Source organism: Staphylococcus equorum (assembly GCF_029024965.1).
Taxonomy (GTDB): Bacteria; Bacillota; Bacilli; order Staphylococcales; family Staphylococcaceae; genus Staphylococcus; species Staphylococcus equorum.
Genome location: NZ_CP118982.1, coordinates 242,887 through 257,242, shown reverse-complemented (window position 1 = coordinate 257,242; position 14,356 = coordinate 242,887). Strand labels below are relative to the sequence as shown.

At 34.7% G+C, this 14,356-nt stretch carries 10 protein-coding genes; 2 read left to right on the top strand and 8 right to left on the bottom strand.

The window, feature by feature from the left end; translation table 11 throughout:
• Positions 1-55: 55 nt before the first annotated feature.
• The 8 genes from PYW44_RS01140 to panB form a co-directional block, all read right to left on the bottom strand.
• Positions 56-1,030 (bottom strand): tRNA dihydrouridine synthase, encoded by a 975-nt coding sequence (locus PYW44_RS01140; RefSeq protein ID WP_021338893.1) that lies wholly within the window; start codon positions 1,028-1,030, stop codon positions 56-58.
• A 186-nt stretch (positions 1,031-1,216) separates the two neighbouring features.
• Positions 1,217-2,386 (bottom strand): YbfB/YjiJ family MFS transporter, encoded by a 1,170-nt coding sequence (locus tag PYW44_RS01135; protein ID WP_002506476.1) that lies wholly within the window; start codon positions 2,384-2,386, stop codon positions 1,217-1,219.
• A gap of 177 nt (positions 2,387-2,563) precedes the next feature.
• Positions 2,564-3,397, bottom strand: a complete 834-nt coding sequence (locus PYW44_RS01130; protein WP_236593611.1) for an Ig-like domain-containing protein — start codon at positions 3,395-3,397, stop codon at positions 2,564-2,566.
• Between the two features lie 16 nt (positions 3,398-3,413).
• Complete coding sequence (locus tag PYW44_RS01125; protein ID WP_201626110.1) at positions 3,414-7,889, bottom strand: Ig-like domain-containing protein; 4,476 nt, start codon at positions 7,887-7,889, stop codon at positions 3,414-3,416.
• 87 nt (positions 7,890-7,976) lie between these two features.
• Positions 7,977-8,891 (bottom strand): YSIRK-type signal peptide-containing protein, encoded by a 915-nt coding sequence (locus tag PYW44_RS01120; protein WP_170166223.1) that lies wholly within the window; start codon positions 8,889-8,891, stop codon positions 7,977-7,979.
• A gap of 384 nt (positions 8,892-9,275) precedes the next feature.
• A complete protein-coding gene (gene mqo / locus PYW44_RS01115; protein ID WP_303660281.1) occupies positions 9,276-10,781 on the bottom strand; it encodes a malate dehydrogenase (quinone) in 1,506 nt (501 codons plus the stop codon).
• A gap of 243 nt (positions 10,782-11,024) precedes the next feature.
• On the bottom strand, positions 11,025-11,873 hold the full coding sequence (gene panC, locus PYW44_RS01110; protein WP_021338896.1) for a pantoate--beta-alanine ligase: 849 nt from the start codon (positions 11,871-11,873) through the stop codon (positions 11,025-11,027).
• Entirely contained in the window at positions 11,870-12,682 is an 813-nt protein-coding gene (gene panB / locus PYW44_RS01105) for a 3-methyl-2-oxobutanoate hydroxymethyltransferase (RefSeq protein ID WP_021338897.1), read from the bottom strand. The genes panC and panB overlap by 4 nt, the downstream gene beginning before the upstream one ends.
• A gap of 81 nt (positions 12,683-12,763) precedes the next feature.
• Between panB and PYW44_RS01100 the strand changes: the two genes are divergently transcribed.
• Positions 12,764-13,621: an oxidoreductase gene (locus PYW44_RS01100; RefSeq protein ID WP_021338898.1), complete on the top strand. Its 858-nt coding sequence runs from the start codon at positions 12,764-12,766 to the stop codon at positions 13,619-13,621.
• A 178-nt stretch (positions 13,622-13,799) separates the two neighbouring features.
• On the top strand, positions 13,800-14,222 hold the full coding sequence (locus PYW44_RS01095) for a DUF2871 domain-containing protein (protein ID WP_021338899.1): 423 nt from the start codon (positions 13,800-13,802) through the stop codon (positions 14,220-14,222).
• Positions 14,223-14,356: the final 134 nt, after the last annotated feature.

Sequence of the window (14,356 nt, the reverse complement as noted above, 5' to 3'; positions counted from 1 at the left end):
GATTTATAAGCCGTTTCTTTTACTTCTTCAGTGTTTTTATCCAATTATATTAATGTTATTGTATAGGTGTCATTTGTGCTTCAAATTCATCAAGCAGTGTCCGGACTTCATCTGTTGTACTCGTACTCATCAGCTGATGTCTCAGTTCACCTGCACCTTTGATGCCACGTACATAGACTTTAAAGAATCTGCGCAATGGTTTAAACTGACGGGGTTCTTCTTTTGTATATTTATCGAATAGATCAAGATGTAATCTTAACAAACCTAATAGCTCTTCACTCGTATGCTCTTTTGGTTCTTTTTCAAATGCATACGGATTTTGGAAAATTCCACGTCCAATCATTACACCATCAATGCCATACTTCTCTGCCAGTTCGAGTCCTGTTTTTCTATCCGGAATATCTCCATTAATCGTTAATAATGTGTCCGGTGCGATTGCATCACGAACCTTTTTAATTTCTCCAATCAATTCCCAGTGCGCATCCACTTTACTCATTTCTTTACGCGTACGAAGATGAATCGATAGGTTCGCAATATCCTGTTCGAATACGTGTGTCAGCCAATCTCTCCACTCATCGATATCAGAATAACCGAGTCGAGTCTTAACACTTACGGGAAGACCTCCTGCTTTAGCTGCTTGAATAATTTCAGCTGCAGTTTCAGGACGCTGAATTAGTCCTGAACCTTTACCTTTTGTTGCAACATTCGGCACAGGACAACCCATATTTAAATCGATGCCTTTAAAGCCCATTTCTGCCATACCGATACTCATTTCACGGAAATGCTCTGGCTTATCTCCCCAAATGTGAGCGACAATAGGCTGTTCATCTTCAGTAAATGTTAAGCGTCCGCGTACACTGTGTACACCTTCAGGGTGGCAAAAGCTTTCTGTATTTGTAAACTCCGTGAAGAAAACGTCAGGTCTGCCTGCTTCACTGACAACGTGACGAAAAACAACATCTGTAACATCTTCCATTGGTGCCAAAACAAAAAATGGACGTGGTAATTCACGCCAAAAGTTTTCTTTCATATATATTTAAACCTTCTTATCTATTATTATCTCGAATTTTTATCCATGACGATATTACCACAAAAAGTCAATTTACACAAAAGTATTATGACTGTTAAAAAACCTGAATAGAGTACTTCTACACGTGTATATAACTCCTCTAACTTTTTATTTATTTAAATCCATTTTCTCTTTTGAATATATCATTTAATTTGTGACTCTATAACTATACATACTGCTTAATAGTCCCACGCAAAGTATAATTGACGCGAAAATCAGTGCTGCATTATAATTTCCAGATTCACCGATCAATACACCAGAAAGTGCTGGTGCAATCATTTGTCCCAAACTATAAATAACCGTTAATGAAGCAACTAAATTTATTTTACTATTACTTTGAAACATTAACGTTTGTGCTTTAGACATAAACAATGTCGTTAAACCAAGAAACGTAGCACCAAATAAAATAGAACTTATCACTAAACTCGTTATACTTTCTGAAAAAACAGGCAATATTACGGCAATAATTTGTAAAATAAATGCTAAATTAGTTGCTTTACTGTACCCTAATTTTTCAGCCATCATAGACCATAAAATCGTCGATGGAATAGCTCCTAATCCTACAAACATCCAACTTAACGCTGCATAATCTGCAAATTCAGGTATGGATTTAACGATTGCTACTAAAAATGTACCTGTAATTATGTAACCCGCACCTTCACAAAAATACGCTATTGAAAATCCCCAAATAAATTTTTTATTCAACTTAACTTTCGGTTTATCTTCCTTTTCATTTAAGGTTTGTGTTTCATTTTCAACATTTGAATTTTGGCGCATACCAAAAAACACAAAACTTCCCATAACTAAAGCAAAAACGCCCAGTAAAATCCACGTTATCTTCCAATTATTTTCTGTAGTGAATAAAAATATGAATATACTACTTGTGAAAATGCCTAGACCCACACCACTATAAAGCATACCTGAGATACGACCCTTGTTCGCTGCTCTCAATGCTTCGAGCGCCACATTTGAGGCTAAAACAAAAACCGTTCCGCTCGTTATCCCTGCGATTAAACGGAAAATTATCCATAATGTAAAATTATCAAATAATCCCATCAATATTGTTGAAACTATATTGATTAGTAAATAAACTTTCAAATCTGTAACCTTGCTAAACACAACTATCCATATAGGAATAATTGCTCCAATTAAATAACCTAAGTAATTAATAGTTGCAAGTAATCCTGCACTCTGGTTATCCATATGTCCCGTTTGTTGCATAAACGGCATAATAGGTGTGTATGCAAAACGTCCAATTGCCATAACTATAAACAAACAAATCATACCTAATATAAGTTGCCGATAAGCTTTTTGCATTTCTCCACACCTTTCTTTACTAATTACTCCATTATACGCCTAAGCTATATTTTTAGAAATGGCACATCATCAATAAGTTATATACAAAAGAAGACGGAAGCTCTATTTAAAGAGCATTCCGTCTTCTTTATTTTGTAATACTTTAATGATATTTTATCTTTATAATATTAATACTTATTAATGTTCTTCTGTATTTTTACGACGTCTTCCAATTAATATAAATGCACCAATCATAGCTAATAATGAACTGAATAATCCTTTATTTTGGTTCTCATTTTCACCAGTAGTAGGTAATTTATCTACATGTTTATTATTTCCTTTATCTAGATTATTTTTATCATTATTCATATTTGAAATAGTACCTTTTTCATCATTAGTTTGTATAACATCGCCTTTGGAAGCTACATCTGTCCCTGATTTATGATTAACTGAATCATCGGAATGTTTGATGTTACTATTTAAATTTGTGTGTTCTTTTCCATCTTCCCCTTCAATTCCATTCAATCCTAATTGACTATTTAAATCAAAATTATTGCTAGATTTATCATGATCATTCGCTTGTTTTGTTATTGAAACACTACTATTATTCACAATAATTGTTGTTGTTCCAGACATATTTCCTGACTTATCAATTGATGAGACTTGTATAGTATCTCCAGGGTTTAAATCTATTATAGAAGGGATATTAATTACGTAGTTTCCTTGATTATCAGCCCTTCCAGTTACGATAGTTCCATTTGGGAATTTAACTATAATTGTTGATCCTGGTTCACCTGTTCCTGTTACTTTCGTATCTCCACTCGTAACTTTATTCACTGTTGGTGCTGCTGGTGCTGTCGCATCTTTAACTGTCACTTTTGTTTCTCGTGACACATTACCTGATGAATCTGTTGATGTGATAACCAATTCTTCATTTCCATCTAATTTCTTATCAACCGGTAAATCAATCACGTAATTTCCTTGGTTATCTACTGTACCTATTATGACACTTCCATCTGGGAATTTAACTATGATTGTTGATCCTGGTTCACCTGTTCCTGTTACCTGTTCCTGTTACCTGTGTACTTTCACTTGTAACTTCATTTACCGTTGGGGCTGCTGGGGCTGTCGTATCTTTAACTTTCACTTTTGCTTCTCGCGACACATTACCTGCTCCATCTGTTGATGTCACTACAAGTTCTTCGTTACCTTTTAATTTTTTATCAATTGGTAAATCGATTGCGTAGTTTCCTTTATCATCAGCTACAACCGTTACCAGACTTCCATCTGGGAATTTAACTGTGATTGTTGAACCTGGTTCACCTGTTCCTGTTACTTGTGTACCTTCACTTGTTACCTCATTCACTGTTGGGGCATCCGGAGCTGTTGTATCTTTAACAGTTACTCTTGTTTCTGCTGACACATTGCCTGCTCCATCTGTTGATGTCACTACAAGTTCTTCGTTACCATTTAATTTTTTATCAATTGGTAAATCGATTGCGTAGTTTCCTTGATTATCGGCTGTACTTGTTACCACACTTCCATCTGGGAACTTAACCGTAATTGTTGAACCTGGTTCACCTGTTCCTGTTACCTGCGTACTTTCACTCGTAACTTCATTCACCGCTGGTGCGTTTGGTGCTGTCACATCTGTTACAGTTACTTTTGTTTTTGCTGATACATTGCCTGATGCATCTGTTGATGTCACTACAAGTTCTTCGTTACCTTTTAATTTTTTATCAATTGGTAAATCGATTGCGTAGTTTCCTTTATCATCAGCTACAACCGTTACCAGACTTCCATCTGGGAATTTAACTGTGATTGTTGAACCTGGTTCACCTGTTCCTGTTACTTGTGTACCTTCACTTGTTACCTCATTCACTGTTGGGGCATCCGGAGCTGTTGTATCTTTAACAGTTACTCTTGTTTCTGCTGACACATTGCCTGCTCCATCTGTTGATGTCACTACAAGTTCTTCGTTACCATTTAATTTTTTATCAATTGGTAAATCGATTGCGTAGTTTCCTTGATTATCGGCTGTACTTGTTACCACACTTCCATCTGGGAACTTAACCGTAATTGTTGAACCTGGTTCACCTGTTCCTGTTACCTGCGTACTTTCACTCGTAACTTCATTCACCGCTGGTGCGTTTGGTGCTGTCACATCTGTTACAGTTACTTTTGTTTTTGCTGATACATTGCCTGATGCATCTGTTGATGTCACTACAAGTTCTTCGTTACCTTTTAATTTTTTATCAATTGGTAAATCGATTGCGTAGTTTCCTTTATCATCAGCTACACCCGTTACCACACTTCCATCTGGGAACTTAACTGTTATTGTTGAGCCGGGTTCTCCTGTTCCACTTACTTGTGTATCTTCACTTGTTAACTCTTCCACCGTTGGTGCTTCTGGTGCTGTCACATCAGTTACTGTTGTTGTCGCCTCTTCAGATATGTTACCTGCATTATCTTTTGAAGTCGCGGTAACTTCTTCTCCGCCTTCTAGCTCAACATTTTCTGGAATATCTATTGTATAGTTACCCTCTTCATCTGTTGTACCCGTTGCTGTTGTTCCATCTGGGAATGTTACGGTTACTTCTGAATTTGGTTCGGCTGTGCCACTAACTTGTGTATCTTCACTCGTTACTTCTTCCACCGTTGGTGTCTCGGGCGCTGTGATATCAGTTACTGTTGTTGATCCTTCTTCAGATACATTGCCATCTTTATCTGTAGCTACAACTTTTACTTCTTCTCCGCCTTCTAGCTCAACATTTTCCGGAATATCTATTGTATAGTTACCATCTTCATCTGTTGTGCCTGTTACTGTTGTGCCGTCTGGGAATGTTACGGTTACTTCTGAATTTGGTTCAGCTGTGCCACTAACTTGTGTATCTTCACTTGTTACTTCTTTCACCGTTGGTGCTTCTGGTGCTGTCACATCAGTTACTGTTGTTGATCCTTCTTCAGATACATTGCCATCTTTATCTGTAGCTACAACTTTTACTTCTTCTCCGCCTTCTAGCTCAACATTTTCCGGAATATCTATTGTATAGTTACCCTCTTCATCTGTTGTGCCTGTTACTGTTGTGTCGTCTGGGAATGTTACAGTTACTTCTGAATTTGGTTCAGCTGTGCCACTGACTTGTGTATCTTCACTTGTTAACTCTTTCACCGTTGGTGCTTCTGGCGCTGTGATATCAGTTACTGTTGTTGTCGCCTCTTCAGATATGTTACCTGCATTATCTTTTGAAATCGCGGTAACTTCTTCTCCGCCTACTAAATCAATGTTTGATGGAATATCTATTGTATAGTTACCTTCTTCATCTGTTGTACCTGTTGCTGTTGTGCCATCTGGGAATGTTACAGTTATTTCTGAATTTGGTTCGGCTGTGCCACTAACTTGTGTATCTTCACTCGTTACTTCTTCCACCGTTGGTGTCTCGGGTGCAGTGATATCAGTAACGATTGTTGTTGCTGTTTCAGATATATTACCCGCATCGTCTTTAGACGTCGCTGTGATTGATTCGCCACCTTCAAGTATTACACCATCTGGTATATCAATAATATAATTACCATTACTATCTGCAGTTATCGCAGTGTATCCTCCACCAGGAAAATTAATTCTAACTGAAGTTCCTGGTTCTGCCGTCCCACTCACCTGTGTATCCTCGCTCGTAACAGTATTAATTATTGGAGCGTCAGGTGCGGTTGCATCTGTAACCGTTATTGTTTTAGATGAATCACTTATCTTACCATTTTCACTAGCAGTTGAAGTCAACACTGTACCTGCTTCTAGTGGATTAGATAATGTAATACTACCTGAAGTAGTGTCATTTGCTATTTTCACTGTTCCTATTACATTGTTGTGGTTGTCAGTAACAGTTACTGTTGACCCTGTAGCACCATGAACAACAATGACTGTATCATTATCATCTACTGGATCAATCGTTGGTGTGGGGACTATAGTATTATCTATAATATTAAATTTACTTACTTCATCATTAGCATAATTTGGTGAATCAATCGCAATTGTATATTCTCCTGCGGGCGAGCTAGGTATAACAATAGCAAATGATCCATCGCTGTTTACAGTTGCACTGCCAATGATCTGATTATCCGCATTAATCACTTTTGCAGTTTGTGAAACTGCTCCTTCTTTTAATGGGACTGATCCACTTACTATAGTATCTGCCATGTTAATATCTGCAACTACTGGTAAACCTACCAGTGGAGATGTTTTGTAATTGACTACTTCATCACCATCATTTTTCCCATCAGCATCAGTATCTAAAACTTCAGCATTACTCAATGATACTTGACGCTCATACCTATCTAACAGACCATCTTTATCATAATCTTGTAATGCTAATGTTGAAGTGCCCATTGTATTATTGATAAGCATTCCACCGTTATCAGTTAAATATCCTGCAAATGTGAAATCTTCTTTTTGCTTAGTTGTTTCACTAATTAAGTTACCTGCAGAATCATACAATGCTTCTTTAGTTAAAATATTATTCACGCTTTGGTTTAATTTCAAAACTATTCTCATACCTACAGTTTCTGGCAAGCTATTATTGAATGATATAAGGTCATTCAAATTTTCACTTGTGATTTTACCATTACCTATTGTGTCTAGTGTTAAATCTGCTACTTTATTAGAAGCATAATAAGTTTTATCAAACCCAGCTAAACCAGCGTAATCATACGTGTGTAATTCTGCACTCTCAATGTAAGGTAATAAGTCCTTATCAATTTGATAATTGTATGACCATTGTTTATTTCCAGCAGTATTGTAACTAAAAATGCCATCTTTCATAACTTGTTGGTCTATTATAATGCCACCATTATTACCGATATCTGAATTAAACACCGCAGAGCCACTACTTGATGTAAATGATTTACTATTTGCAGTGGATATCTTATTTTGCAGCTGTATTAAATCTGAGTCAGCATTTGTTAAGAAATATCCACTACTTTCGGTAGTACGTACAATTTTATTTTCACTAGAATCTCTCACAAACATTTGGTAATTTAATTTATTGTTACTTAAATCTCCAGCCTCATTAATTATATTTCTAACTGTATCATCTAAATAAATCTTACCGTTTTCAGCTGAATATTGACTTAATATTTCAGCACCACCAAATAGCCCATTATTAGCTCTGATAAAATTGACTTCCCACGTATTGGTTAAATTACCTTGGTCGTCAGTTAAACGTACAAATTCTACTGGATTACTACGGTTGGCAGGATTTACTGATATTTTAGTAACGTGCTTAGCAATAATTGGATCTAACTTCAAATCAATCTTATATCTATCACCAGAGTTTGAACCTGACATATAGCTATCAATATTAAAATCTATTTCCTTGCTGTCTAAAGCACCTTGTGAAGATAATGTTTTAGGATCAAATATTAAACTCGCAAATGTATAGTTGTCTACGTAACCCAGTGATTTATCCACTTGCTCATTTGTCGCATCAGCTGTTGCTATTGCTGTTGGTGCTGCCATAGTGCGTAGCATTGTTCTTTTAGGTGTAGCTAAAATTGTATTCGCATCTTGCTCATTAGCTAATTGAATCGCTAATGCTTTTAAGATTTCATTCTTAATTTACTCATTAGACGCTTCTTCAAAGTTAATATTTGTTTGATCTATAATTGATTTTGTTTCTTCTTCTGACAACTCACTATTTAAGAAAGTTTTAACTTCTGCTTCTTTATCCGTAGTAGTTGATAATTGTTGTATCAATGCTGAGTCGGCTGTAGATTGATCAGTAGGTGTAATTTCATCATTTACATTGTCGCCATTTTCCATTTCTGTTTGATCTAAAGTTATTTCTTGTTCTGTTTGCACTTTTTCATTAATTGACTCTGTTGGTTGCTGAGAATCCTCTTCAATTTTTGTTTTCTGTTCAGTCATTTCATGCTTATTTTCATCAGTTGTTTTCGGTTCGCTTGTATTTATTTCATCATTTGTTTTTTCTTCAATTTTTAATGTATCCGTATTTTCATTTATGTTAGGAGTTTCTGTATTTTCACTTTCTACTTTTTCATTAGTAGGTGTTTCTTCTTCAATTACATTATTTTCTGAAGTAGCTTTTTCATTAATTTCCTGATTTTTGTTGTCTGTTGAATGTTCAATATTTGTATTTTCTTTTGTTGTCTCTACAACATTTTGCGATTCAAGAACCTTTTCTGTATTTTCACTTTCTACTTTTGATGTGTCTATATCAGAATTTTCTTCTTTACCCTCTGTATCTTTAACGTCATTTGCATTAGAAATTGGTTCTTTCTCAACATCTTGCGTTTCTGTTTCAATAGTTTTTATTTCACTTATATCTAATGCTTCCCCTTTGTTACTTCCACTATCATTAGTCTTAATCTCATCTAATTCAGCTGCTTGTGCTTCGCTTCCTACGCCGAATACTAATGTAGCTCCAATTAAAAGTGACGCCGTCCCAACTGTAAATTTCCTAATAGAATATTTGTTCATTTTATTAGGTAAAAACCCTTGTTTGTTTTTCATAATATTTCCACCTCAAAATAAATTTGTACAACTCAATATTACTCAACCATATTTTAAAACACAAGAACTATTTTAAAGTTATTATAGTACAGGACATATAAAATGATATATTTCAATGAATAAAAATAAGATAATAGTGAATTTTAGTTGTTTCATATAGTTATATGTAAAATACACGAGAGTATTCTTCAAAACAAATGTAAGCGAAAAATTTTATTTTCCGACTTTAAAATTCAAGGGAATTTCACTAGTAGGATTGTGCTGAAGGTTTGTAGATAGTGTCTTACTTACAGATAGTCAGTGATTGTAATTCGTTTTCAAAATTATTATCAAACATAAAAAACCCTTGAAGCCAAACTGCTCCAAGGGTAAATTTGTTACTTATTATAAATTATTCAAACCAAGTTCAGCATTATTTGCTTGTCGTATTTCTTTTAATAATGCGTAATCTTCAATTAATGATTTACCATAAGATGGAATGATTTCTTTCAACTTAGGTTCCCATTCAGCCATATAATCTGGGAAGTTTTTCTCGATTACTTCTAATGCAACTGAAACCGAAGTAGAAGCACCTGGAGATTCACCTAATAATGCAATTACAGAATGGTCTTTTGAATTTACAACTTCTGTACCGAATTGAATAAATCCTCTACCGTGTTCTTTCGTATCTTTGATAACTTGAACACGTTTACCAGCTTGCATAATATCCCAATCTTCATCCTTAGCATCAGGAACAAATCGACGTAATTCTTTCATTCGATCTTCTTTTTTAGCTAATACTTCTTGAATAGAATATTTAATTAACGGGAAGTTTTTCGCCGCTGCAGCTAACATAGTGATTATATTGCTAGGATTGATTGATTTAAATAAATCTAAATTAGAACCATTTTTCAAGAATTTAGGGCCAATCGCTGCGAATGGTCCAAATAGTAATGAGTTTTCATCTTGAATATAACGTCTGTCTAAGTGAGGTACCGTCATTGGCGGTGTACCTTCAGGTTCTTTACCATAAGCTTTAACTTCGTGCTTAGCTACAACATCAGGATTATTACATACTAAGAATTCTCCTGTAATTGGGAATCCACCTAAATGTTTACTTTCTGGAATACCAGTTTTTTGTAGCATTGGAATTGCAGCACCACCTGCACCAATAAATAGATAATCAGTGATGTGATGTTCTACTTTATTAGTCTTAAGGTCTTTAATTTTAACTTCCCATTTACCATCTTTACGACGGCTGAAGTCTTGAACTTCATGTTTGTAGAAAAGTTCTGCATTTTCATGTTCGTTTAAGTTTTTAGCCATTTTTCTTGTAAGTTCACCGAAGTTAACATCTGTACCTTCGTCAATTTTACTAGCTGCAACTACTTCTTCTGGGTCGCGGCCTTCCATCATTAATGGCATCCACTCTTGTAGTTTTTTATGATCTTCTGTATATTCTATACCTTTAAACATTGATAAAGGCGCAAGTGCTTCATAACGTCTCTTCAAGAAATTCACATTTTTATCGCCTTGCACAAAACTAATATGCGGTAATGGGCGTATAAATTCTTGTGGGTCTTGAATTTGATTACTTTTTACTAAGTGAGACCAAAATTGTTTTGAAATCTCAAATTGTTCATTAATTTCTTTCGCTTTTTCTATATCGATTGAACCATCTTTTTGTTCAACTGTGTAGTTCAATTCACATAATGCGGCATGTCCAGTACCAGCATTGTGGCGTTCGTTAGAACTTTCAATTGCAGGTTTTTCGAGTCTTTCAAAAAGTTTAATATTCCATTCTGGTGCAAGATCTTTTAACATCGTACCGAATGTTGTACTTAAAACACCAGCACCAATTAAAATGACATCTTTTGAGTTAGATTCACTCATTTTTTTACCACCTCTCATAATCACTTTTTAATTAATTATATAAGATAAAACAAAGTTGTTTAGTTCTTGAGATAACGCATACATTATTTTTACTACTGTATTTATACCCTTAAAACTATTTAATTATCATATAATTGTTTTCTCGATAAATATCTCTCTCTACATATGATAAATCAACACTAAGAAAATGTAAATTGTATATTGAGAGAATGTTGTATCTAACTGAATTGTTCACTAATCATGTAAATACATTACGACAAATTAATCACCGATAATAATATTATCTATTAAACGTGCCTGACTAAATTTGACTGCTAGCGATATAAAAATTTTATCTGTAATTTCATGTTGTTCGACAAGTTGAGGATAGCTATAAATTGCCACTGTTTCTATATCCCCACTCGTATGTTGTTGTATATAATCACGCGTAGCTTCAATAATTTTCAAACTGCTTCGTTCACCTTGATTATATAATGATTGTGCTAACTGCAAACTTTTATAAAGGTGAGGCGCTTCTGCTCTTTCTTCTGACGTTAAATAAATATTACGTGAACTCTTAGCTAGACCATCCGCTTCACGAACGATGTCTACGCCTACAATATCAATTGCATGATTAAAGTCTTCAACCATTTTTTCCACTATAGCTAATTGCTGTGCATCCTTTTTTCCAAAATAAGCACGTTCTGGTTGTATAATATTGAACAGTTTATTTACTACTGTCACTACGCCGTCAAAATGCCCCGGACGTTGTGCGCCTTCTAATACTGATGCTAGACGTCCAGCCTTTACTTCAATTGTAGGTTGTTCCGGATACATTTCTTTTTCACTCGGATAAAAAATATAATCTACGCCTACTGATGAGGCTTTAATTGTGTCACTTTCAATGTCTCGAGGATACGCATCTAAATCTTCATCAGGTCCAAATTGTAGTGGATTTACAAAAACACTAATCACTGTCACGTCATTTTCAGTAATAGATTGTGACATCATTTTCAAATGGCCCTCGTGTAAAGCGCCCATCGTAGGTACAAAGCCCACTGATTTATTTGATTTTATCCATTGCTTAGACATTTCAGTCATTTCTTCTATAGTAGTAATTAACTCAGTCATTCAGACACCTCGTTCATGACCTGCTTTTTGTAAGTGTGCGCATCACTTGGAAATTGTTGTGACTTAACTTCTGTATTATATAGAGATAATGCTTGAACACCTTTTGAAAAATCACCATATTGTTTCACAAATTTTGCTTGATGGTTGACTTCATAATTTAGTAAATCATGATACACCAATACTTGACCATCTGTGCTTTTACCAGCTCCAATTCCAATAACTGGTATATCTAAATTTTTAGTGATTTTAGCAGCTAAATCGCTTGGAATTGCTTCTAGCACTAACATAACAGCACCTGCTTGTTGTACATTATAAGCATCATCTATAAGTTGTTGTGCTGCTTCTTTAGTATTTGCCTGCATTTTATACCCAGTTATACCAACACTTTGGGGTGTTAACCCAAGATGTGAAACAACTGGAATACCCACATTGCTACAACTTTCAATATATTGAGTTAAATGTGCACCTTCAGCTTTAATCGCATTCGCTTGAGTCTGCTGATATAATTTTACAGCTGTTTCTAAATCCGACTGCTCGTTTATACCCACCGCACCAAAAGGCACATCTACAATTACAAACGTGCTTGGCGCACCTCGTCGTACTGCTTTTGCATGGTGAATCATATCGTCTACCGTCACTTGTACTGTACTATAATAGCCTAAGACGGTCATTCCTAATGAATCACCAACTAATATTGTATCTATTTGTGCTGCTTCAGCTTGCTTCGCACTAGGATAATCATAAGCTGTCACCATTGATATTTTATCGTTACTCTGTTTCATATCTAATAACTGATTTAATGTTTTCAATTAAAATCATCTCCGCAGTTTGTTATATTTGTATTGTTATCCATATACTAACCAATCTACTTAGAAAAGGAAATTAAAAACATGAACAAAATTGCATTAATTGGACCTGGCGCAGTAGGTAGCACGATTGCAATTGACCTTTTAACCATACATCCTGATTTACGCTTACTCGGTCGACAACATCAAACACTCACCTACTTTGCCAATAATAATACTGGACATGCACATACTTTACAGGTAACGCCATTAACAACTGATCAAAGCCAAGTTGATGTTTTAATTATTGCGGTTAAAATACCTCAACTTGATGATGTATTAAGAGAAATGAAACATTTAATCCATGAGCAAACAACTATTATACTTGCTCAAAATGGTCACGGTCAGTTGTCACGCTTTGAACACCCTCACGTATTTCAAGGTGTTGTTTATATTAGCGGACGAAAATCTGGTTCTACAGTAACGCATTATCGTGATCACAAAATCATTTTAGAAGATTCTCCAGAAACGCGTGCATTCCAAGATATTGTAGCTGGCTCTTCTTTAGAAATTGAACTCACAAACGATATTGATTATGCCATTTGGTATAAACTACTTGTTAATTTAGCTATTAATAGTGTCACAGCATTAAGTCGTCGCACTGCCGAAGTACTTCAAGTCCCAGGAATGAAACACCTTTGTAAGCAATTATTAGTTGAAGGTGTAGCCATTGCACAAGCTGAAAATATCTATTTTGGTGATGACATTATCGATGGTATTATGACGATTTACGAAGGTTATCCCAATCAAATGGGCACAAGTATGTATTACGATATCATCTCAGATAACCCATTAGAAATAGAAGGAATCCAAGGCTTTTTATTTAGAAAAGCAAAATTACATCAAGTGGATACGCCAGTACTGGATACTATTTATTCGCTGTTATTGGCACAACAAAAATAATAAGGTGCTATTTTTTAAATACGCTCTACTTGATATGCTAATATTAAAATTTATATTTCATTCGTTATCGTGCGTTTCTTTCATATTGTTATAAACGGTAATTTATTTTTATGCTGTTCATAAACAGTTCATAAAATTACTTTATATTGCAGTTATTAACAATTTGGAGGAAGAAAAAATGAAAAAATTAATGTTCAGCTCTGCCTTTTATACTTTATTAGGATTACTTAGTGGTTTGTTCTATAGAGAAATGTCAAAAGGAGAAAATTTTAGCGGTTATTCGCAATTAAATGTAACGCACACACATTTATTAGTTTTAGGTACAATTATGTTCTTGATTTTCATGGTTATCGAACATCAACTTAAATTGACTCGTAATAGTAAATTATTTAATAGTTTCTTTTATATTTTCCACTTAGGCGTATTAGTAACTGTAGCGATGCAATTTGTGAACAGTATTGCTACTATCAAAGGATTCAGTGTAAGTCCTGCAATCGCGGGCATTGCTGGTTTAGGTCACATCTTTATTTCTATCGCATTCATCTTATTCTTTGTGTTATTAAATAAAAGAATTAACGCCACTGCAGAAAAAAGAAAATAGCATAACCAAAAATCTGTTCAAGTCTCAATAATAGAAACTTGAACAGATTTTTTGTGTGTTTTTATTTTACTCCATATATAAAATTATTAAAAATTAATTCTATATTTTAATTCATTAAAATGTTAATGAATTAA

Bases quoted from the DNA above. Each gene is read 5' to 3' on its own strand.
- PYW44_RS01140 (WP_021338893.1), bottom strand. From the start codon at position 1,030: ATGAAAGAAAACTTTTGGCGTGAATTACCACGTCCATTTTTTGTTTTG.
- PYW44_RS01135 (WP_002506476.1), bottom strand. From the start codon at position 2,386: ATGCAAAAAGCTTATCGGCAACTTATATTAGGTATGATTTGTTTGTTT.
- PYW44_RS01125 (WP_201626110.1), bottom strand. From the start codon at position 7,889: ATGCTACGCACTATGGCAGCACCAACAGCAATAGCAACAGCTGATGCG.
- PYW44_RS01120 (WP_170166223.1), bottom strand. From the start codon at position 8,891: ATGAAAAACAAACAAGGGTTTTTACCTAATAAAATGAACAAATATTCT.
- mqo (WP_303660281.1), bottom strand. From the start codon at position 10,781: ATGAGAGGTGGTAAAAAAATGAGTGAATCTAACTCAAAAGATGTCATT.
- panC (WP_021338896.1), bottom strand. From the start codon at position 11,873: ATGACTGAGTTAATTACTACTATAGAAGAAATGACTGAAATGTCTAAG.
- PYW44_RS01100 (WP_021338898.1), top strand. From the start codon at position 12,764: ATGAACAAAATTGCATTAATTGGACCTGGCGCAGTAGGTAGCACGATT.
- PYW44_RS01095 (WP_021338899.1), top strand. From the start codon at position 13,800: ATGAAAAAATTAATGTTCAGCTCTGCCTTTTATACTTTATTAGGATTA.